The organism is Pedobacter miscanthi, assembly GCF_032678605.1.
Lineage (GTDB): Bacteria > Bacteroidota > Bacteroidia > Sphingobacteriales > Sphingobacteriaceae > Pedobacter > Pedobacter miscanthi_A.
In genome coordinates this window covers 1-23,115 of record NZ_JAVTSU010000035.1, presented here as the reverse complement: position 1 = coordinate 23,115, position 23,115 = coordinate 1, and the positions used below count along the sequence as shown (strand labels likewise).

Genomic DNA, 23,115 nt, shown 5'->3' with positions numbered 1-23,115 from the left:
TTACCATCCTGGATTTTGAACTAAATTGGTATTTACCCTAAAGGCACCTGCCTGAATCGGCCACAAATAATCTCTTGGCGCAATAAAAGTCTGGTTATAAATCACCCTGTTCTGATAATAACCTACAGGCGCAACCTGGCTAATGGTCCAGCCAGAAATAGCCCCATTTAATTCAATAGCTGCAGTTTTCCACCGGCGAAGGTCCCAGAAACGGCTTCCTTCAAAAGCCAGTTCAATACCTCTTTCGCGCCTGATGAGTTGCCTTACATATTCTTTATCACCCAGTTTTGCACCACCGCCATCAACAAAAGTTTCCCATGATTCCTTAACGCCAAGTAATCCGGCCCTTGTTCTGATCAGATCCAGGTATTTGTATATTTCAGGATCGGTTGGCCCGTTAGCTTCATTTACGGCTTCAGCGTACATCAGATAGATATCGGCGAGCCTGATTTCGGGCCAGTCATATTGTTTTACTGTATTGGCCGTGGCCGAATTAGTGAGGTTTGCCTCCACTAACTTTTTAATAAAATATCCGGTTTCATTATAATAACCTTCGGCGCCGGAATTACCGGGTTGGGTATATTTGGCCTGCATGTAAAAGGTGCTTTCGTCTCCAGTACCAGGATTATTGGCAATCATGTACCAGGTACCGCCATCAAATCCAAGATCAGCATAGAAACGTGGCTCGCGATCGAAATTTACTCGTGCCGTTTGATAACCCTCGCTAATGGCAAAACGTTCATCGCGGGTTGCGGTTCTCAGTTCGTTCTTTACCGTGAAATTGAGTGTTTTATCTTCGCTCATCGGTACGCCGTTTTTGGTGTAAAAAAGATCGACAATCTTCATTGGGGCAGACAGTTGGCCATTTGAGTTGTTTGGTGTAAACTTACTGTCAAGACAGCCCATGGCTACACGTTGCAACTGGCTTGCATAACTATTGGATAAACCCCAAACCCGTTCGGTATTCCAGCGTTCTGAAATTGCCCCCCTCAAACTCATCTGTTGGTTGGTAAAAGGAGAAAGCACAGCCGATGGAACGGCGGTGTATAATTTTATCCCGGCCTGTTCAGATACATCGATTGCTGCTTTTGCCGCCTGCATGGCCCTGTCCCATTTGGTTTTATCGAAAGCAGTTTTTACCAAAGGTGTTCCGTCTTTATTTACCAAACGGGCATAATCGCTATTGCCATTAAATAACGGACTAGCCGCAAGTAACAATAGTTTGGCTTTAATGGCCAGTGCAATAGGTTGTGTAATTCTGCCCAGTTCGTTGGTACGGTCGCTGATTACAACAGGTAAAGAGGCGATAGATTTATCGATCAAACCGGCTGTATAGTTTACACAATCATCAAAAGGCAAGCGGCTCACCATCATGTCTGAAGTCGGCGCATCGATATCAATATTGGTATCTACAATAGGCACTGGTCCGTACATCCGTAAAAGCTCGAAATTGTAAAATGCCTTTAAAACTGTTACTTCTGCCAGCCAGCGAGCCCTTAAATCAGGGTTTAAATCGAATGCTTTCTCTTCATTTTTGATGTTTTCGAGAAAGATATTACATTGTCTGATGGCCTGGTACCTGCTTGTCCATACCCCGCTGATCGGGTTTGCCGAGTTTTGCCTGCCCTGGGCAATATCCCAGTTCATCAACCCGCCCTGGGTATCAAAAGTACCCCTTCGGCTGCTCGGAATCCAGAGTTCATCTCCGGCCAGAAAGCCCGGATTACTCATCACATCACCATTTCTTGGTAAATAGGAATAACAGGTAAATAAAAATTTTTCAGCCTCATTTTTACTGGTAAAGGCATTGTCTATAGTAGGTACGTTATCCGGAACCACATCCAGAAATTTTTTGCAGGAAGAAACAGCGAATAACAGTAAAACCAGTACCGGCCATATCTTTTTTGTTTGCATCATATTTTTCATTGTCTTCTTAATTATATCAAGGTTAAAGACCTATGTTAACACCTAAGTTGTACACGCGTTGTAACGGGTAATCCAATCCATTTCCACGCACTTCGGGATCCCATAACTTGAATTTGCTCATTACGAAAAGGTTCCGGGCGCTGGCATATATCCGTAAGTTAGCCAGTCCTAATTTTTGCCTGAACCTGGCCTTTGGAGTAAAACCGAGCTCTACCTGTTGCAGGCGTAAAAAAGCGCCATTGCGTAACCACCAGCTCGAATTAACATAGTTGTTTGGGGTAGGTGTGCTGCTTAAGCGTGGGAAAAAAGCATAAGAATTGCGGCTATCTTCTGACCAGTGATTATCGGCAACAGACTGTAGCAGCCCTGTTTGGTAACCACCTATCTGCAAAAATGGTGCGATACCGCTTTTACTCAGGTCGTCGGTATTAAAACCGCCACTGTTTACGAAAAATGCAATCCGTGCATTTCCCTGCATCTGTGCGCTGATATCGAATGTTTTATAGGAAGCAGAGAAACCAAAACCATAAGTAATTTCAGGCGTGTTGGGCAGCCCCATAAATACCCTGTCATCAGCATTAATTATACCATCGCGGTTAACATCCCTGTATTTGATATCGCCACCCCTTACAGGCGTATTGCCGGCTAAAGCAACCTGGCTCGGCGAATTGGCTACTTCAACATCATCGGTAAATAAACGCTCGGCAATGTAACCCATCATTTCGGCAGATGAATGCCCAACGCGGTATAGATTGGCTAAACTTGCAGGATAGGTAGGCTCATCATATTTTATAATTTTATTGGTTGCATAGGTAAAAGTACCCCTAAACTGTACCCAGCCATTTTTAAATGATTTACTGTAATCTGTCTGAAAATCGACACCCTTACTTTCCGAAATACCTACGTTGGCGCTGGCAGCGGCCAATAAGCCCATGGTGGTAGGGATGCCGCTTCTTACTTGCAGGATATTCGACGTCCTTTTTTTGTAGGCATCAATGGTAATATTTACCGCGTTAAATAACGATATGTCCATCCCGAGGTTAAGTTGTCTGGATTCTTCCCAGGTAATCTGTGGGTTTGCATACCTGGATATCAAAATTCCGTTTCTGGAATATGCCGTTGCAGGATCTTCACCAAAGGAAGCACCAGGGCCATTGTTCAGATCTACATTAGAGAGGTAAAAGAACCTGTCTTCATCACGTCCAATCTGGTCGTTTCCGTTTAAACCGTAGGATGCCCTGAATTTAAGCAAGCTTACCACATTGGTTAACGGTTTAAAAAACTTTTCGTTGGTTAATACATAACCCAAACCAACTGAAGGGAAAAAGCCAAAACGGTTTTTCTTATCGAACCTTTCCGTTCCATTATACCCGAAATTAAATTCGGTCAGGTACCTGTCGTCATATCCATAAGTAAGCCTTCCTGATAAACCGACGTTACGTTTAGGGAGCGAGTTTTGCAAACTACCCGCATTACCGGAAAGTGAATTACGCAAAATACCTACCAACATGCCGCTTACCGAGTTCTTTTTAAAGATCTGGTTGTAGTTTATGGCTGCTTCAGAGTAGAGTACCGCTTTAATATCCTTGCTGCCTTCGGCATAGCTCAGGTAATCGCTGCCTACTACGCCTACACTTTGCGGACCGCCACCGTTAATTTCTGTTAAGGTAATGTTGTTTCCATCTATAGAGTTGGCACTATAATAAAATGGATTGTAGCCACGAGAAACGCTATAGGAGCTGGTACGCTGTACATAACCCATAAAACGCGCTTTTAAGCCGGGTATAATGCCTTTCAGATCCTGGTTAACCTCTACCTGTGGCTGCAGGTTGGAGGTGTTAGACTGGCGATAGCCTCTTACCAAATCGGCATAAGGATTTACGTACAAATTACCTCCTATAATGGAGCCTGGAACAGATTGTACCACGGCATTACCAAACAGGACGTGTTTTATCCTGGGTGCATAATCAGCCGGGAAACGCATTGGAAAGTTTACCGGATTGGCGAACATGGCCCGCTGAAAAACATCCTTTCCACTTCCGAGAGGTCCGTTATAATCGTCGAACTGACCATAAACCCTGAAATCGGCCCTTGTTGTTTTGGTAAAATTCAGGGTAACGTTAGATCGGATGGAATAGTTGATCAGTTTAACATTACTGTTAAAATTATTCAGTTTATCCACGTTGTAAATCCCGTTATCTACATTATAGGTTCCTGCCACATAATAATTGGCCTTATCAGCACCACCGGTAACACTCATGTTAAACCGCTGGTTGTAGGTATAATCTTTAATTACCTGTTTAATCCAGTCGTTGTCGGGATATAAATATGGATTCGCCGTTCCGGATGCCGTACGATCTATTTTGGTTTGAGAATAGGGTAGTGGATTTAAAGGATTCCGGGTTAAAGCAGCCTCATTGGCCATCGTCATATAAGTGATATTATCTGCATACTTCAAATTCTCCGTATTCCCTGATATGGTATTATCCGAACGGAAAGTGAACTTGGTTTTTCCGGGTTCACCCTCTTTGGTTTTAACGAGAATTACACCATTTGCACCGCGGGCGCCATAAACGGCAGCAGCTGTTGCATCTTTTAATACCGAAAAGCTGGCAATATCATCTGCCTGTAAACGGGCAAGGTCGTTTTGTGAAGATTCTACACCATCTATCAAAATCAGCGGATCTACTTTTCCTGCTCCAAATGATCCCAATCCCCGTACAAAGAAAGAAGCATTATCGGCGCCTGGTTCACCACCGCTTTGATAGCCGATTATCCCTGCAATTCTTCCGGCCAGCATTTGGGTTAAGTTACTGGTTGGGCCTTTTAAGGCTTTGGGGTTAATGGTGGTTACAGCACTTACCATGCTTATTTTCTTTTGCGTGCCAAAGCCAACCACGGTAACTTCGGTAAGCGAATTTTCATCAGGTACCAGGGTTGTATTAACCACATAGGTTCCATTCGCACCAGGCTTAAACTTTTTGAGGTCGAATTTTTGGGTTACAAAACCCGTAGAAGAAATTAGCAGGGTGCCTGATCCTGGCATCTCAATCCTGAAATTTCCGTCACCATCAGTTGCTGTACCTATTTTTGTACCCACAACACTGATATTTACGCCAGGTAAGCCACCTACGCTATCTTTTACCGTACCCCTTACCTTAACAAGGTCTTGCGCCATGGTATTTTGGGCGCTTATGATCATTAAAAAAAGTAAAAAGGAAATATGTACTGTACGTAACAGTAGTCTTTTATGAGCGCTAGTCATCGTTTTTCAAAGAATTTTGTAAACGCCCCGGACTGTAAATTATAAGATAATTTAAAATCATAATAATTTAGAAAATGTTTAATGAGTAATTATTCGTTAAATTTTTGGCAATAGTTTTCACCTGGCGAATTGATTAATTTACCTCAAATGAAAAAATGAATTTCGGACTTGCCGTTAGGTAAGAATAAGTCTAAGTTTTTTCATGCAATTTGTTTTTAAGTTTGGTTTGGAATTTGGTTAATTGTTTTCCGCTACATGTTAAATGTGGTTATCATTATAAATTAAGCAGCGAAATAAGAGAAGCTTTTACATACGTAATGGTTTTAACCATTCGCAGGAAGGTATTGTGATCATGATTTATTTGGTTAGTGTTTGATTTGGTTGATGTAAATCTATTCTAATGAAATGATAATCTCAACAGGGTGCAGAATGCGCTAAGCGATGAAAAAACAATTAAATTTAGCCGTAATGCGTTTAATACTCAACGTTAGATGGGCTTATTCGGGCATTTTGGCCTTGTATCGATGTATTTGTTTGAATCTTGATAATACGATAAGAAAACATTTAAAAAGGACTGTTGTAGAGGTGAAAAAGGGTGGCTGGTTTCTAAAACTGTGTTATACGTATAAAAGAAGCACATTGGTCTTTTTACCCGGGATAAGGCAGTTAAAAGCGAATGTTCATTTTTTCAATCGTTTGAAATGCTATGCTGACTGAAGAAATGGTGTATTTATGGTTTCGAAAATTGGCGATTACACATAATGTAAGTATAATAACATCGACCAATCAAAAACCTTGATGTTCCAAAAGTATATCGCGCCGTTCAATCAGGCTAAAAAATCCTTACCTTACTATTTTTCTTTACCGTGGCGGATAGCAGTATCACTATTTCTATTACCCAATATTACAACTGCTGCATGGATGCACTTAAAAATGGATGACCAGCTGGCTGATCAGGTTTTGGAATCGGGAAACACCGTGGTCATTATTCCTTACGCTGCCCTGGTATATTGCGGTTTAGGTATTTGTTTTATTATAGAAATGATCATGCTGTTTTTCATGGTAAGAAACAGGATAAGAAAGCAGGGGATAAAGGAAAACCTGGCACAGGAGCAGCTTATCGCACAGATGCAGGTTAATGATAAACACCATGCGGTAATTAACGCAGAACTTTCAGCTCTTTTAGCAGACCATAATCTCGAACTGAAAAAAAGTATGGAGATCATTGAAAAACTAAAGGAAGAAATTTTGATCATGAATGAGATGCTAGAAAAAGAGACAAACGGGATAAGCAAAGTGGTTGAAAAAGATGTAAAGATGCCTGTTTTGTCAAAATTCGAAGATTTTGAATCATTTAGTAAAATATATCCGGACAAAGATGCCATCCTTAAATACATTGCCAGACTGAAATGGAATAAAGGTTATTCTTGTATCAGGTGTAGCAATGAGACTTTTCTTGCTGGCCAAACCCCATACGGCAGGCGTTGTACCAAATGTGGTTACGATGAATCGGCCACGGTTAACACCATTTTTCATAATTCCAAAATCCTGATCAACAAAGCCTTTTACATGTTGATTCTGGTGTACAATACAAAAGGCAAAATATCCTCCTATAAACTTGCAGAACTGCTCGATATCCGGCAGAGCACCTGCTGGGTGTACAGTTCCAGATTTAAAAAGAAATTATTGGAAAATAAGGATGGCTTTGGCAAAGCCGATGCGGAAGGATGGAGTAAAATGGTGCTGGATTCTCCTGCTTAAATTTGCAATATAGACTTTGTATGCTACTTGTTTTTTTCTTCCAGTGCAGCACGCAATGGGCCCGATAAGGCCAGCATTTCACAAACTTTATCATTCCAGTCTATTAGCGCATCTTCGGGAGTAGTTCCAAGGCCTGAAAGGTCATTTTCCTCTTCGAAAGAGAGTACGGCATAATAGCAATCCCCATCCTGATAAACACAAGGTTTAAATTGCATCACAAATGTTGGAAGCCTGTAACGGCTATAATCAAAATCTACAAGTTTTCCCGGGATTGTTCTGGTTTGCTGTTTCATAGCTCCATGTTTTGTTGAAGTCCTGTTGCCTGCCGCATTACCGGTAAGCAAATGCATTTGTAAATTACCCAATCCATGTTTACTTAAGATTAAGGCGTTGTTAAGTTCCTGTCGACTTGGATTTTGTGCAGCTCCGAAAATGATTAAGCTCAGAAAAAGCAAAACTGCTGAGCTGGGAGTCTTCAAAAATCATTGCCACAATTAAGGAAAGATTTATAATAAGCTAAGAGACAAATCATCTGGCGAGCTGTATTATGGAAATCTGTATCATTTTGTACAAAAGCAAACCATTTCCGTACAAAAACGAACCCTCTGCAATGGTGTTTAGGCCTAGTTTTGTGATAACCAGATATAATACCAAACCAACGATGAGCATTTTACAACTGATTATTTTGGATGTACCTAACAAACAGCATATCCCTGAAACACCAATTTTACAGGCAACGAGCACAGCAATCTTACTTTTTGCACTAATCAAAATGTGATCTACCGATACCTTAATTAGCCCGTAGCCTTTTGCAACCAAAGCCATAAAATTACAGGTTTAGGTGGAAGACCCCAGTGTCACTTGTGTTTCGGATTTAAAGCCAATAAAAGAAAAGTTTAACCCTTAAATAAGCGCCTATAGAAAAAAATCAACAAACAATCTTCATTTCGAATACGGGATGAAGGCGAAGAAAACCATTAAACTAAATACTAACCAATATAAATCTAAATGATAAAAGAAATACACATCAAGCTTAAAGGCTACCTCATGGCTTTTGCACTGCTCTTATTTGCAGCGAGTATGAGTTATGCACAGGATCTTATTAAAATTAAAGGAAAAGTTACCGATGAGAAGGGCGAAGTGCTCGTAGGTGTTTCCGTTCGTGTAAAAGGAAACAATACCGGTACTTCTACCGATGGCGAAGGAAATTATAACCTGCAGGCCACTCCATCTGCGATACTGGTTTTTTCCTATATCGGCTTTAACAACCAGGAAGTAAAAGTAAACCCTTCAGGAACCATAAATGTTAAAATGGCTGGCGATAAACAGTTAGATGAAGTAGTGGTTGTGGGATATGGTACAGCCAAAAAGAAAGATTTAACCGGTGGCCTGGCCGTAGTTGGAAAAGACCAGTTAAACATGGTTTCTACACCTAACTTAATGGACCGCCTGGTTGGGCAGGTGGCCGGTTTCAATATTACCACAGGTAATGCCGCACCCGGGCAGGATCAAAGCCTGCTTATCCGTGGCGAAAATTCACTGTCTGCCAATAACTCGCCGTTAATTGTTTTGGACGGCATTCCATATAGTGGATCACTGGTTGATTTAGACCCCAACAACATCGAAAACCTGACCATTTTAAAAGATGCCTCGGCGGTAGCCATTTATGGTTCGCGTGGTTCTAACGGGGTAATCCTGATCCAGACCAAAAGAGGCATGTTGGGCAAAGCACAGGTTTCGTACAAAGGCCAGATTGGTTTTGCCGAACCGATGCAACGCATTGATGTAATGGGGCCGAACGAATTTATCAGGTTCAAACAAGATATTGGCCGTTTAAAATCAGGCTATACTGGCGATCAGCTCGATCCCATTGCCGGAAATATCCTGAGTGTATCCGAACGTGAAAATTATAAAAACGGTATTACCAATAACTGGCAGGATTACATTTTCAGGAGAGGCCTTACCATGGATCATCAGGTAAGCATTAATGGCGGAACGGAAAGCACAAAATATATGGCAGCGGCATCTTCCCTGCAACAAGATGGAGTGGTTTATAATTCTAAACTTTCGAGGTTGAATATTACTGCCAATATCGATCAAACTTTCAATAACTGGTTAACTATCGGTATCGGAACACAGTTTTCTCAAAGAAACGATGGTGGGGTAACCCCGAATATCGAACATGCCATTAAGCAGAGCCCTTACGGAAAATATAAAGATGCTGCGGGTTATTATGTTCCCGAACCTATGGAGTATTCGCTTATTGTTAACCCGATGCGTAACGTAAATGCAGATCAGGACAGGATTAACCGGAACTTTTTCCTTACGGGATATGCCGATATTAAACTGCCACTGAAAGGCCTGTCGCTAAGATCTAACTTAGGTTATAATTATCGAAGCAGCTTTACCGGAACCTATTATGGTCGCGATACCTTCGACGGGAGGGAGCAGGCTGGTTTGGTTGGCGGAAAGGCCAGCATCAACAACGGTCATTACAATGATTATACCTGGGAAAATGTACTTAAATATGAAAAAACGATCGGCGATCACCGTTTTGATGCCACCGGGTTATTCAGTATGCAGCAGACCAAAAGCGTGGGCACCGCTCAAAGTGGTGAGGGTTTTGTAACCGATAATACCAGCTATTATATGATGAGTACGGCGGCGCGTAACCTCGCCATGTCTTCCAGCTTATCAGAAACAGCACTTCTGTCGTACATGGGCCGTATCAATTATTCTTTTAAAGGTAAATATATCGCCACTTTTACCGGCCGTACCGATGGTGCTTCGGTATTTGGAGAAAACAATAAATATGCTTTTTTCCCATCTGCTGCTCTAGCCTGGAATATTGGCGAAGAAAGTTTTGTTAAAGATCACGCAAACTGGATCGACCTGTTAAAACTCAGGGTTTCTTATGGCGCAAACGGTAACCAGGCCATAACGGCTTATAGAACACTCGATCGTCTGTATTCGAACGTAAAATATATCTGGGGCGATGGCGGAACAGCCGTAAATACAGCTTATCTCGCTGGTGATGGTATCGGTAATCCGAACCTGAAATGGGAAACTACCTACACCAAAAATATTGGTATCGATTTCCAGTTTTTTAAAAACCGTTTGAGCGGAACAGTTGATGCTTACCTATCCAACACAAAAGACCTCTTAATGATCCGTACGGTACCCATTATGAATGGCTATAACAGGATTTGGGATAACATTGGGCAAACCCAGAACAAAGGTTTTGAGGTAACATTGAACTCGCTGAACATTGATACGAAAAACTTTAAATGGAACAGTACCGCCGTTTTCTCTTTGGACCGCGATAAGATTGTGGAGTTAAGGGGTGATGGGCTTGATGATGTAAACAACAACTGGTTTATTGGAAAACCGCTAAGGGTTTTTTATGATTACAACATGATCGGTATCTGGCAAAAAGGAGAAAACTATACCGGACAATCGGGTGCAGCTGCCGGATCGGCAAAATTAGAGGATGTTGACGGAAATGGTCTAATCGATTCGAAAGATAGAAAAGTGATCGGTTCTAAAATGCCGGGTTACACTGCCTCTTTAAGCAACAGGCTGAGTTATAAAAGTTTTTACTTATCGGCCTTGTTAACCGGGGTATTCGGTGTTTGGCGTGATGATAATATGGCCAATATCGGTGCCTGGACATTTGGTGTAACCAATTACGTACACAATGCCAATTACTGGACGCCAGAAAATCCCGGTGCAACCATCGTTTCCCCGGGATATACCAATAGTTTCGGCCATGGGTACTACAAAAAAGTTTCTTATGTGCAGGTCAAAAATATTACCCTTGGATACAGGATTGGGAAAGAACTCGCCCAAAAAGTTGGCCTGAGCACAATTGATGTAAATGTGAGCGTAAATAACCTCGATACCTTTTCAAATATCAGGCAGGTACTCAATTACGACAATACCTGGATGGCTTCTTATCCTACCGCCCGTTCTTACATGTTCGGTTTAAATGTAAATTTCTAAGCAATACAACAACATGAAAAATATCATAAAAACAGGTGTGGCACTGCTTATTTTAGTTTCGATAAGTGGCTGTAAAAAGTTTCTTGTAGAGGATCTAAAAACAGAACTTGCACCAACCAATACTTATACCAGTACCTATGGTTTTGAAGTAGGTAGCGCGGGTTTATATGCACTAACCCGTTCAGAATATAATACTTTTGGAGAGGGCGGTGCTTATATCCATAATGGCGCCTGCCCATATGAGGCTTTGCAGGCTGCTACCGATATTGCCGATGTAATCAACAGCGATGCATCTTTACTTCCCTTTGCAAACCTTACCCTTACCTCATCAGAGCGGTTTGTAAACAGCTATTGGAACTGGGCTTACAGTTTAATTTCATCGGCCAATTTAATGCTGGTGTATTCTGAAAAAAATACCAATTGGGATAGCCCAACAGATAAAGAACGTTTTCAGGCTGAGGCCCGTTTTTTCCGGGCTTATGCTTACCGTACGCTGGTTTACCTATATGGAGATGTGCCCTATGTGGAAACCATACTCTATGATTTTAAACTCAATTTTACCCGTACACCAAAAGCAGAGGTAATGGGGCATATTATCGATGACTTAAAATTTGCAAGCCAGTACCTGCCCGCAAATCCCGATCAGGTAAAAGACGGAAAACTGACCAAATGGGCTGCGTATCATTTATTAAGCGAAATGTACCTGTTAAATAAAGAATATGTACCTGCAGAACAGGCCGCTTTGGCCGTAATTAACAGTGGTTATTACAGTTTGATGAAAACGCGTTTTGGTGCTGCTAAAGATAAAGCCGGCGATGTATTCAGCGATCTTTTTGTTGAAAATAATCAAAACAGGCTTAAAAATGCCAATAAAGAAAGCATCTGGGTTTTGCAGTTTGAGTTTAATACGATTGGCGGCGGTACCAATTCTGATGACTGGACACGAAGGGCCTGGATTCCCAATTATTCGGGTATTACCGGTTTTGTTTTAGCCGATAGTTTAGGCGGGCGTGGTTTGGCCCAGCTTACACCAATGAAATGGTGGGTGGGTACAACAGGAACCAATGCAACAGGCAACGTTACGGGGATTTTTGAGGGATCGGATATCCGAAACTCAAATTATAATATCAAACGCAGCTGGTATTATAACAATCCTGCCGAAACTTCATTATTTGGTAAAAAGGCCAGTATAACGGAGCAAACCTGGTTCTCAACGAAAACCTTAAACCCGGCCATTACCAAATTCTTCTATGGTCGTGCAGAAAACCTGAGCCTAACAGGAAGTTATAAAGACCGCATGAAGTTCCGTTTGGCAGAAACCTACCTTTTGCTTGCAGAAGCTTATTTAGGGCAGGGGAATACGGCAAAAGCAGCCGATGCCGTAAATGAAGTGCGTAAACGTGCTGGTGCTTCGGTAGTTACAGCAGGTCAAATGACCATCGATTTCCTGCTCGATGAACGCATCCGCGAGCTGGTGGGTGAAGAAACCCGTCGTTTTACCCTGTTACGCACCAATAAACTGGTCGATCGTGTAAAAATGTACAACACCGCAATCAAGGATAAAATGATGGATTATCACACTTTGTGGCCTGTTCCGCAGGCGATTATAGATGCTAACCGTGATGCCCCATTTCCACAAAATCCAGGTTACGGTAAATAATAACGACCCTGCAATCTGCCCATTGAAATGGAATAGAACTGAGTAAATAACTACTTACGCTATAATGAAACGATGAAAAAAATAAAATATTTATATAAAACGTGGCCTTTGCTTTTCCTCTTGATTGGTTTTGCCGCCTGCAAAAAGGGGATTAATGACATTGAAAAAGTACAGGAACAAATGGCCCTTACCACTTCATCTGCAAGTATAACGCTCGATGAAAATAACCTCTCCAAAAATATCATCACCTTTAACTGGAAACCGGCCAGGCCACAATCAGATGATCACCTGGTTTCTTACACCACCAAGCTGGATATAGTAGGCAATAACTTCGGGTCATCCACGGCAATTATGAACTATGAAGATGACGGAACATTAAGCCGTAGTTTTACTTCTGAACAGTTACAGAACTGGGCGAACCAAAAATGGGGCATACCCACAAATAAATCTTTTACCGTCGAATTTAGGGTGGTAGCCCAATGGGAGGGTGGTGCTACTTTTGAGGCGCCGGAAGTACGTACCGTTCAGGTGAATGTAACGCCGATTAGAACGGTGGTGTTTGATGCCGATAAAGTGTTTTTAGGCGGAAGTGCAGTGCCGGGACTAAGCAAGGTAGAAATGCCAAAAACATTGGAAAACCTCAATCAATATGCCTATGTGCTCAATCTCCAGCCGGGCGAGCTGCAAATTCCTGTAGAATATAGCGGTGCCACCAATTACATTGCTTCAGCCGATGCCGGTACAACCTTAAATGATGGTACCGCCATTGGCATTAAAATGAGAGAAACAGCTTTCTCATGGAAAATAGAATCTGCCGGACAATACCGTGTTGTGGTAAATATGCAAAAAGCTACTGCTACCATTTATTCGCCGGCACAGGCGCTTTCCCCAAAAGTGGTAACATGGAACGGAGATGGCGGCGTAGCACAAACCACCACAGTAAGCGAGTTGTGGATGCATGGCGCAATCAACAGTTTCGGAAACCCGATTAAAATGGATTGTAAAGTTAGTTTAGCCGATCCGCAGATACTGGTTTATACCGGTGGCAAGGTAGGTAAAACCAAATTTATCGTGTATGGTGGAACAGATAACAATAAAAACCTGGCTTACGCATTTAGCTGCCCGTTAACAGCTACGGGGGCGCTGCAGGAACTTACCCTAGTGCAGGGAACGGTAGCGAGCCTATCTGGTGGATCAACAAGTGCACAGCGCAACTCCTATTACACCATTCCATCGGGTACCAATACGCTAATTTTCGATCTGCGCAATATGACAGTCCTGGCCGAAAAACGGTAAATAATTTTAACAGCATGTTAATTTTTTAAAACTCATTAAAATGAAAAAGTTAAATTATAAAAATCTGGTTTCACAAACATTAGTGGCCTTATTATGCATCATGGTTTTTGCCTGTAAAAAAAATGAGGAGGTAGATGTTACAACCGCCGAAGGCACACTTGTAAAACCGATGTACAACAGAAGCACCATGTTCCGCAACCCTTTAAACGGATGGGTGATGTATGGTTCAGGCTCAGGTTTAGCATCTTATTGGGATACCGAATATTATGTGCCCGATTTAGGGAAAAAAGTGAAAGCAATAGATTATGCTTCAGCTTGTTACATCCGTACCAATTGGGCAACTTTTAATCCGGCAGATGGGGTTTACGCTTGGAGGAATCCAAATTCTGCAATTTATAAGATGATTAAAGGCGCCGAAAGCAGAGGTTTGCCAATTGCTTTCCGTTTTGTAGCAGACGGGCAGGATCAAGGTTTAAATACCCCACAGTTTGTAATTGATGCAGGAGCCAAATATTATGTTGTAGATAGTAAATTTCCCGAACGGAAGTCTCCTTATCCCCAGGATCCTGTTTTTCAACAATACTACGCCAAATTTATTCAGGCCTTGGCAGAAGATTTTAACGACCCTAAGCACACGGCATTTGTTGATGGTTATGGCCTTGGGAAATGGGGAGAAGGACATGGTGTTATTTATGAAGATCCATCTAAGGCAACGGTTGCCAGTACCGAAAAGCTTAAAGAAGAGGTAATGGATTGGATAACAACGCTCTATTCGAAGAGTTTTACAAAGGTGCCTTTATTAATGACATACCATCGTTTAATTGCCGACCCTGCCAGTGGGGGGAGTGTAAATCCCAACAGTACCCGTTTATTAGAAATGGCCATTAAAAAAGGGTACAGTCTTCGGCAGGATGCATTTGGGATGACAGATTATTATCAAAGTTGGGAAAAGAACTTTGCAAAAAGCTGGAATTTTAAACGCCCCATTGTGATGGAAGGTGGCTGGATCACAAGTGGTACACACCGTTATTGGATCGATCCTAGTGGAAAGTACCGGGAGGGCCATCCCGAAGATGTGCGTCAGGGTGAGTTTGATAGCTCGGCAGAGGCAGCTGTAAATATGATGGATTTCCGTATTGGCGATATTGAAACCTGGTTTACAAAATCATTTAACCTATGTCAGCGTTTTATTTCAGAAGGCGGTTATCGGTTATATCCCGATCAGGTATACCTGCCCGAAAGTATAAATAGTGGGGCAGAAACCACCATTACACACCGTTGGCGAAACATGGGCTGGGGTTATTTTCCAAACAACATCCCACAGTGGAATTATAAATATAAAGTAGCTTTTGCCCTTCTTGATGGGAGCAATGCAGTGAAAAAACTTTTTATAGATAACTCTGCCGAACCTTCCGCATGGCTTAAAAATCAGCCGGCATCTTACACTTTAAAAACAAATGTAAATGTACCAGCCGGAACCTACACCTGGGCAGTAGCAATTATCGATACCACAAAAGATAACCTGCCGGGTATAAAACTCGCGGTTAATGGTGATATTACTACCGATGGCTGGTTGAAACTGATGAATGTGAATGTGAAATAAATAAATAAAATTCGTCCTCTCGACCGAAGCAACGCAGAGTGGAGAGATCTTTGGATGTAATTAAAAAAGTTTAAAGATTTCTCCCTTACGTTCCCGGTTGTTCCAGCTATATGATCTATTTTAACCTTACCATGCAAACAGGCGTTATGAAAAAAATCACCTTACTGGTCCTTATGCTTTCTATAGAAATGGTTCTGTTTCAGGCCCGGGCCCAAATAAAAACAGATCTTTTTATGGGGGAGACCGTTAATTATGATGAAGATCTGGTACCTCAATATACCTTACCCAACGTACTACAGAAAACCGATGGTAAGTTGGTTAAAAGTAAAAAAGCCTGGGAAAACGAAAGACGGCCCGAAATCGTAGCCCTGTTTAAGCAAAATGTTTATGGGCAAATGCCTGCAGCATTTGATAGCATTAAATTTGAACTGACCCGTAAAGTTACCAATGCAATGGATGGCCGTGCCTGTTTAAAAGAGGTAAACATCAACATTTGGAACAAGGGTAAAAGTGTGGCTATTCCGATCGTATTATTTATCCCTAACAACCGAAAAAAACCGGCACCTGTTTTTTTGCTCATCAATAACCGGAGTAAGAAAAATACCGATCCCAACCGTTTAGTAAAAAGTACATTCTGGCCGGCCGAAATGATTATAGAAAAAGGTTATGCCGTAGCCAGTTTTCATGTGGCCGATGCTGCGCCTGATAAAAAAGATAGCTACCAGCACGGGGTAATAGATCAGCTTTATCCCGAACAACTTAACTTTGATGATGGAATGAAAGCCATTGGCGCCTGGGCCTGGGCAGCCAGCAGGGTTATGGATTATTTCGAAACCGATCAGGATATTGATGCCCGTAAAGTAGCCATCGTAGGACATTCAAGGGGCGGTAAAACTTCACTATGGGCAGGAGCCTTAGATCAGCGTTTTGCCATGGTGTTCAGCAGTTGCTCCGGAAACAGCGGCGCATCACTCTCACGCAGGCAATATGGCGAAACCGTTAGTTTGATTAATAAACAATTTGGCTACTGGTTTGCCAGCAATTATAAAAAATACAGCAACCGGGTAAACGAATTACCGGTTGATCAGCACATGTTGATTGCTTTAATGGCACCAAGGCCTGTTTACACCACCAATGCCGTAGAAGATCGATGGGCTGATCCCCGTGGATCTTACCTTTCACTTGTAAATGCCAGTCCGGTGTATAAACTCTATGGAAAAAAACTTGCTTTAAGTGCTGGGCCACCGGCTGTTAATGTGCCAATGATCAACTCTTTCATCGGTTATCATTTACGAACGGGCATACACGACCTGAATGTTTATGATTGGGAAAATTTTATCCGTTTTGCAGATTATCATGAGCTGAAATAGGAGTTTTAAATGTTCAATAAAATGATAGAAAACAAATATTTATAGTAATTTTCAAGGCTATAGGCTTTAACATCCCCCGATTCACTTGGTTTTATGAGATTTCGCAAATTCAGTCTTTTGTCTTTTTGCTTGTGCATGTTGCTCATTAAAGCTGCTTTTGCGGTCGATATTTCCAGGTACCGTTTTCACCTCATGCCCGATAATTCCTACTATGGCGGTATACAGAGCATTACAAAAGATAGTTTAGGCCGGATCTGGTACACCGGACCGGATGCCGTTTTTATGTATGACGGGAATAGTTTTTACCAGCTAAATGATGTGGTATCTGCCAGTAATCCAAAAGTGAAATGGGCTTACGGAACTTTGATTACCGATAAGGGAGGGCGGCTTTTTCTGGCTACCAACCACGGCCTGATGAAATTTAACTATGAACGTTTTTCTTTTGAGCTAATTGTACCCGGGAGAATAAGATCGCTCTGTTTAAATGATGATGGTAATTTGTATATGTTATCCGGTGAAAATGTATTCTGCTATGATCAAAAAAATAAGAAAACCCAACAACTGGCCCTGCCAACCCATAAATACTTCAATAACATCATAAGCCTCAATGGCCACGTTTATGTTGCCCAGGAAAACCTGCTTTACAAGATAGAAAAAAGCAAACGTCGCTTTGTTTTATTTGCTGATTTTGGCGCTCTATCCAATATAACCATTGATGCGCTCGAATTTAATGGCCAATATTATTTTCTTACCCAAAGAGGAGGCATCTACATTACCGATGCTACAGGAAATATCAAAAAAAATATCCTGGTATCTGCGGCTAAAGACCGGCCCATTATGTCGAAGAAATTATTTCTTGATCAGGCTGGTATAATATGGGTGGCCACACAGGCTGGCCTCTTTCTTTTTGATCCGGTTACCGAACACAGCAGTCTTTTAAAAATGAATTTAAACGATGCTTTTTCATTGCCGAATAATTCTATATGGACCATCTATCGCGATCCCGATCAGGGTGCATGGATTGGAACCTATGGGGGTAAAATTGCTTATTGTTCACTTTATGATGCCTATGTGCGTTATTTTAACCCAAGTCCGGGTGGGCTTAACCACCCTGTGGTAAGTGGCTTTCAGGAAGACGGCTTGGGTAATATCTGGATCGGTACCGAAGGCGTTGGATTAAATTATTGGAACAGGACAGACGACTCTTTCCGATATTATCTAAAAGCAAGTGCGAATTCGCTTAACTCGAACATTAAACGGATGCGTTTTGATCAGGAAAAAAGGCAGCTGTTTATTTCGACTTTCAACAGCGGGATTTCATCTTATAACGTGGCGCAGAAAACATTCAGCGATCTGAATTTTCGCTCACCCATAAACAAACAGCCACTGGCTATATATGATTTTGTACGTGATGAGCAAGGCACCTGGTGGATGACAGATCCCGATAAAACCTTTTTTTATAAGCGGAAAAGCCAGGGGGAAACAGAGATGGTTAAAATTATCGGGGCAGATGGTAAATCATTGGACGTTGAGATTGAGGCCCTATACCTTGATAGGCAAAATAATCTTCGCCTGATCAGCCATCAGGGGCTATTTGTAGTGGATAAAAACAGCCTGAAAATACTCAAACATTATTTTATTAAAAACGGGCCATATGCCGTTAACCACCTAAATTGTTATTATGAGGAGGCAAACGGCGATGTATGGCTGGGTACCTCGGGCAGGGGAGTTAATGTTTTAAAAAAAGACGGCAGTTATATCAATTTCAATATCGAAAATGGATTTCCACCAAAAACAGTATTTGCTATTTTAGAAGATGATGCCTCAAAAAATATTTGGTTTAGTACCAGCGATGGCCTGTATTATTATGAGCAAAAAACAGCGAAGTTTGAGAAAGCCAGATTTTATAAAGAAAATAGCTGCGGTTCTTTTTACATCCGGTCGGCCTTTAGCACGAAAAAAGGGGAAATGCTTTTTGGTGGCACAAACGGTTTTATTCTTTTTGATCCCGGCTATCTGAATAAAAATCCGCAAAAACCACGGGTGTTTTTTACAGGCTTTTCCATCAACAACAATCAGGTAACCGCAAGTAGTAAAAATTCGCCCTTATCAAAAGACATTTCCATGTTGGTGGGTATAGAAAAAGACAAAATCCGGCTTTCCAGTAAACAATCCAATATAGAAATCAGGTTTTCATCCAATAGTTATCTATCCGCCGATAAAAATCAGTTTGCTTACCGGATGTTGGGATTGGGCGAAAAATGGGTGCCGGTTAACTCAAATCAAAGATCAGTGCATTTTTTTAATCTTCCCAGTGGAAATTATACCTTCGAAATAAAGGCTGCCAACAATGATGGTTTATGGAGCAATGAAGTATCGCGGCTTTATTTACATGTCGATCCACCGTTTTTTCTTTCCTGGTGGGCCTATCTTATTTATGCGGCTATTGCAATGGCCTTGTTGTATTTCATTATGCGGTATTATACCAATAAAAAGGTATTTAAAGAACGGCTGGCGTTAGAGACGCTAAAAGAGCAGAATATGCGCGACTTGAACCAGGCCAGAACCGATTTTTTTACCAATATCTCTCATGATTTAAAAACGCCGCTCACGCTGGTACTCGAGCCGCTTAAACAGTTAAAAGAAACTATGGTACAAAGCGATCATAAAGCAGTAGGGCACATGCAATTGATCGAAAAAAATGTTGCCCGCATACAGCGAACCATCAGTCAATTGCTGCGTTTTAGGCAAATAGAAAGTCAAAAGGTGACCTTAAATCCCCAAATGGGAGATTTTATCGGTTTCGTACGAGATGTATTTGGCCTTTTTGAGTTGTATGCCAACAAAAAAGAAATTGAAACCAATATTACCGCATATACCGATCAGTTACCTATTGCCTTTGATTATGATGTGGTCGAAAAAATCCTGACCAATCTGTTTTCTAATGCATTAAAATATACTACAAATAAGGGATATGTTGGCGTACGCATTTATGAATCTACAGATGAAGAAAAACAGAAATTAACTGATCCTGTTAATCAGGAAAGGGCTTATGTTTCTATAGAAGTATTAAATACGGGAACCGGATTTTCTGACCAGCAGATAGCAAACCTGTTCACTTCTTTTAACCGTTTATCATCATTTAGACCTACTTTCGAAGAAAGCTCCGGACTTGGCCTTGCCATAGTTAAAGAACTGTTGGATATAATGGAAGGTAAAATCTGGATGGTAAATAAAACCAGTAAAATATCTTTTACGATAATGTTGCCGCTAAAAAAAGAGGCCAGCTTGGGCGATATGCAGTGGAATGTTTATGATTATACCCTTTCGGAAATTGACGACATTATGCTGGAGCCTGCAGAAACCGATCAGGCCATCAAAAATGCACGGAAATCAAACAGTCTTTTACTTGTAGAAGATGACCTTACCATGAGGACCTATTTAGAACGCCGCTTATCCGAAAAATACAATGTTTATACTGCCAGCGATGGAATAGAGGGGATTATCAAAGCCGAAAAAATTAATCCCCAATTGATCATAACCGACCTGATGATGCCAAATGCCAATGGATTTGAGGTTTGTAACCGTTTGCGTCAAAACTTTAAAACCAGTCATATTCCGATTATTATGGTTTCTGGCGTGGGTGAGGAAAACCAGAATAAAATTAAAGCGCTTGAATCTGGCGCTACCGTATTTATCGATAAACCGTTCGAGGTTGATTACCTGCTGCAGCAGATTGATACCATCCTGAAAAACAGGGAAGAACTGAAAGAAATGTACAGTAAAAGATTGGTTGTGGATCCATCGAATGTAACCATAACCTCTATGGACGAAGAGCTTTTGGTAAAGGCAATGAAATTTATCGAACTCAATATGGCCAATACCAATTATTCTGTTGAGGCTTTTGTATCGGATATGAATACAGGCAGGACTATTTTATATCAGAAGATAAATGATATCGTTGGCATGTCGATCAAGGAATTTATTTTGAATATCAGGTTGAAAAGGAGTGCCTATCTGCTCGAACATTCTGATTTGACAATAGCCGAAATTGCTTATCAAACCGGTTTTAACAATGCAAAGTATTTTAGCGTTTGTTTTAGAAAACAGTTTGAGTTAAGTCCCTCAGAATTTAAGAAAAAATATAATCTGAGTGATGCCGGATAAAAAATAGACATCGTTAACCTGATTATAGTTTAATTTTATGGATAATATGTATTTGATTTGCCGGCTTTGAAGTTTAATTAAAATTGCTTTACTTGTAACCAATTTTCGATAATTAGCCATCCTGCCGCTAGTAATTAGTGCGATATTTTTTGATCGTGAACCAGAATATGAAGAGTAACCAAACCACTATAGTAGATATTGCCAACGAACTTAAAATTTCTAAGTCTACAGTTTCCAGGGCGTTAACGGGGCATCCATCCGTAAAAACCGAAACGCGTGCAAAGATTTTAGAACTGGCCGAGAAGCTGGATTACCAACGCAATATGCTTTCCATCAGTTTAATTACCAATAAAACGAAAACCATCGGAATCGTCTTGCCCGAATTTATCACTTCCTTTTTCCCACAGGTGGTAGTTGGTGCGCAGGAGGAGGCCGCCAGGCAGGGTTACAGTGTGTTGATTTCTCAATGTAACGAGAGTTACGAAACCGAGGTGGCAAATTCAAAAGTAATGCTGGCCAACCGTGTTGACGGCGTAATGGTATCGCTTACCAAGGAAACTTTAAATTATGATCATTGGAAAGCCTTTATCCGTAAGCGTGTTCCAGTGGTGTTTTTTAACCGCGTTTGCGAAGAAATGATGGTGCCGAAAGTGGTGGTGAACGATTACGATGCAGCCTTTAAAGCGGTGGAACATTTAATTAGCATTGGCAAACGCCGGATAGCGCATTTAGCCGGGCCGGGTTCGCTCGTAATCAGTCGTAAAAGAATGAACGGTTATCTCGATGCCCTTAAAAAGCACAATATCCCTGCAGATGAAGAATTGATCATTGGCTATGATCTTACCCTGAATAAAGTAAAAATGTACGTTAAACATCTGGTTGAACTCGATAATCCGGCCGATGCCTTATTTGCAGTGAACGATCCAACAGCTATTGAGGCCATACAGGTGCTGAAACAACTGGGGAAACGGATTCCTGAAGATGTAGCTGTTGTCGGTTTTAGCGATAATTATGGATCAAACTTTATCGAACCCAGCCTTACCACTGTTGCACAGCCTGTTCGCGAAATTGGCCGTAATGCCATGGAACTTCTTTTAGACTTAATGGACAAGGATATTTCGGAATGGAAACCATTAATCAGGACCCTTGATGCTGAACTCATTATCCGTAATTCTACCGTAAAGGGAAGTTAAGATTTATCAATTTTGATCATATAACGTTAATGCCTTGGTTAGTGTCCTAACGAACCCATATGGTAATATAATAGAAAGCAAGCTAACCAGTGGTTCGTTAATTTAATTGACCATAAAATGCATTTAAGTTACATATAAGCTTATATGTTCTTATATGTCTTACATGGTGAAAACTTAAACGAATCTACACCGATGCAAATGCTATTGAACAGCTAAGATGTTCAATGCCTTGATTCGTGTCCTCATGAACCAGAATAAGAACTATATGCATTAAAGAAGAATATATAGTAGAAAGCAAGCTACCCAATGGTTTATTAATTTAATTGACCATAAAACGCATTTAAGTTACATATAAGCTTATATGTCTTACATGGTGAAAACTTAAACGAATCTACACCGATGCAACAAATGCTATTGAACAGCTAAGATGTTCAATGCCTTGGTTCGTGTCCTCACGAACCAGAAGAAGGACTATATGGATTAAAGAAGAATATATAGTAGAAAGCAAGTTACCCAATGGTTTATTAATTTAGTTGACCATATAAGCCATTAAAGTTATATATAAGCTTACATGTTCTTATAATCTTACACAATAGAACTTAAGCGAAAGTACATCAATGCAAAGGCTATTTAAACTGCTAAGATGTTCTCAGGTGGCTTAGGTGGTTAATTAAAATAAAGTATTATCACCACCTTAGACACTTTAGCTCACCTGAGTCTAATGCCGTGGTTTGTGCAGGTAAGAACCTTCGCATCTTAATTTTGACCATATAAGCCATTAAAGTTACACATAAGCTTGCCTGTTCCTATAATCTTACACAGTAAAACTTAAGCGGAAGTACATCAACGCAAAGGCTATTTAAACAGCTAAG

General features: G+C 41.1%; 12 protein-coding genes. 8 read left to right on the top strand and 4 right to left on the bottom strand.

Going from position 1 to position 23,115, the window contains the following annotated elements:
- Both R2R28_RS28270 and R2R28_RS28265 read right to left on the bottom strand, forming a co-directional pair.
- A complete protein-coding gene (locus tag R2R28_RS28270) occupies nt 1–1,917 on the bottom strand; it encodes a RagB/SusD family nutrient uptake outer membrane protein (protein ID WP_316829020.1) in 1,917 nt (638 codons plus the stop codon).
- A gap of 31 nt (nt 1,918–1,948) precedes the next feature.
- The gene (locus R2R28_RS28265) at nt 1,949–5,104 is read right to left on the bottom strand and encodes a TonB-dependent receptor (protein WP_316829019.1); all 3,156 of its coding nucleotides are present in this window, start codon (nt 5,102–5,104) and stop codon (nt 1,949–1,951) included.
- Nucleotides 5,105–5,989: 885 nt separating this feature from the next.
- On the opposite strand from R2R28_RS28265, the gene R2R28_RS28260 reads away from it, so the two are divergent.
- Nucleotides 5,990–6,952, top strand: a complete 963-nt coding sequence (locus tag R2R28_RS28260) for a hypothetical protein (protein ID WP_316829018.1) — start codon at nt 5,990–5,992, stop codon at nt 6,950–6,952.
- Between the two features lie 23 nt (nt 6,953–6,975).
- Here R2R28_RS28260 and R2R28_RS28255 read toward each other — a convergent pair whose 3' ends face one another.
- A complete protein-coding gene (locus tag R2R28_RS28255; RefSeq protein ID WP_316829017.1) occupies nt 6,976–7,245 on the bottom strand; it encodes a hypothetical protein in 270 nt (89 codons plus the stop codon).
- 235 nt (nt 7,246–7,480) lie between these two features.
- Complete coding sequence (locus tag R2R28_RS28250) at nt 7,481–7,777, bottom strand: hypothetical protein (RefSeq protein WP_316829016.1); 297 nt, start codon at nt 7,775–7,777, stop codon at nt 7,481–7,483.
- 183 nt (nt 7,778–7,960) lie between these two features.
- On the opposite strand from R2R28_RS28250, the gene R2R28_RS28245 reads away from it, so the two are divergent.
- The 7 genes from R2R28_RS28245 to R2R28_RS28215 all read left to right on the top strand — a co-directional run bounded on the left by R2R28_RS28245 (nt 7,961) and on the right by R2R28_RS28215 (nt 22,243).
- Nucleotides 7,961–10,954: a TonB-dependent receptor gene (locus R2R28_RS28245; RefSeq protein WP_316829015.1), complete on the top strand. Its 2,994-nt coding sequence runs from the start codon at nt 7,961–7,963 to the stop codon at nt 10,952–10,954.
- 13 nt (nt 10,955–10,967) lie between these two features.
- Entirely contained in the window at nt 10,968–12,614 is a 1,647-nt protein-coding gene (locus R2R28_RS28240; protein WP_316829014.1) for a RagB/SusD family nutrient uptake outer membrane protein, read from the top strand.
- A gap of 72 nt (nt 12,615–12,686) precedes the next feature.
- Complete coding sequence (locus tag R2R28_RS28235; RefSeq protein WP_316829013.1) at nt 12,687–13,910, top strand: SusE domain-containing protein; 1,224 nt, start codon at nt 12,687–12,689, stop codon at nt 13,908–13,910.
- 40 nt (nt 13,911–13,950) lie between these two features.
- Nucleotides 13,951–15,513, top strand: coding sequence for a DUF4832 domain-containing protein (locus R2R28_RS28230; protein WP_316829012.1), 1,563 nt, complete (start codon nt 13,951–13,953; stop codon nt 15,511–15,513).
- 146 nt (nt 15,514–15,659) lie between these two features.
- On the top strand, nt 15,660–16,883 hold the full coding sequence (locus R2R28_RS28225) for an acetylxylan esterase (protein WP_316829011.1): 1,224 nt from the start codon (nt 15,660–15,662) through the stop codon (nt 16,881–16,883).
- A 135-nt stretch (nt 16,884–17,018) separates the two neighbouring features.
- Nucleotides 17,019–21,050, top strand: a complete 4,032-nt coding sequence (locus tag R2R28_RS28220; protein WP_316829010.1) for a two-component regulator propeller domain-containing protein — start codon at nt 17,019–17,021, stop codon at nt 21,048–21,050.
- Nucleotides 21,051–21,217: 167 nt separating this feature from the next.
- Nucleotides 21,218–22,243: a LacI family DNA-binding transcriptional regulator gene (locus tag R2R28_RS28215; protein WP_316829009.1), complete on the top strand. Its 1,026-nt coding sequence runs from the start codon at nt 21,218–21,220 to the stop codon at nt 22,241–22,243.
- Nucleotides 22,244–23,115 lie beyond the last annotated feature (872 nt).

What these genes read in the sequence shown, in the direction of transcription:
- R2R28_RS28270 (WP_316829020.1), bottom strand. Translation starts at nt 1,917, where the DNA reads ATGATGCAAACAAAAAAGATATGGCCGGTACTGGTTTTACTGTTATTC.
- R2R28_RS28265 (WP_316829019.1), bottom strand. Translation starts at nt 5,104, where the DNA reads ATGGCGCAAGACCTTGTTAAGGTAAGGGGTACGGTAAAAGATAGCGTA.
- R2R28_RS28260 (WP_316829018.1), top strand. Translation starts at nt 5,990, where the DNA reads ATGTTCCAAAAGTATATCGCGCCGTTCAATCAGGCTAAAAAATCCTTA.
- R2R28_RS28255 (WP_316829017.1), bottom strand. Translation starts at nt 7,245, where the DNA reads ATGAAACAGCAAACCAGAACAATCCCGGGAAAACTTGTAGATTTTGAT.
- R2R28_RS28250 (WP_316829016.1), bottom strand. Translation starts at nt 7,777, where the DNA reads ATGGCTTTGGTTGCAAAAGGCTACGGGCTAATTAAGGTATCGGTAGAT.
- R2R28_RS28245 (WP_316829015.1), top strand. Translation starts at nt 7,961, where the DNA reads ATGATAAAAGAAATACACATCAAGCTTAAAGGCTACCTCATGGCTTTT.
- R2R28_RS28240 (WP_316829014.1), top strand. Translation starts at nt 10,968, where the DNA reads ATGAAAAATATCATAAAAACAGGTGTGGCACTGCTTATTTTAGTTTCG.
- R2R28_RS28235 (WP_316829013.1), top strand. Translation starts at nt 12,687, where the DNA reads ATGAAAAAAATAAAATATTTATATAAAACGTGGCCTTTGCTTTTCCTC.
- R2R28_RS28230 (WP_316829012.1), top strand. Translation starts at nt 13,951, where the DNA reads ATGAAAAAGTTAAATTATAAAAATCTGGTTTCACAAACATTAGTGGCC.
- R2R28_RS28225 (WP_316829011.1), top strand. Translation starts at nt 15,660, where the DNA reads ATGAAAAAAATCACCTTACTGGTCCTTATGCTTTCTATAGAAATGGTT.
- R2R28_RS28220 (WP_316829010.1), top strand. Translation starts at nt 17,019, where the DNA reads ATGTTGCTCATTAAAGCTGCTTTTGCGGTCGATATTTCCAGGTACCGT.
- R2R28_RS28215 (WP_316829009.1), top strand. Translation starts at nt 21,218, where the DNA reads ATGAAGAGTAACCAAACCACTATAGTAGATATTGCCAACGAACTTAAA.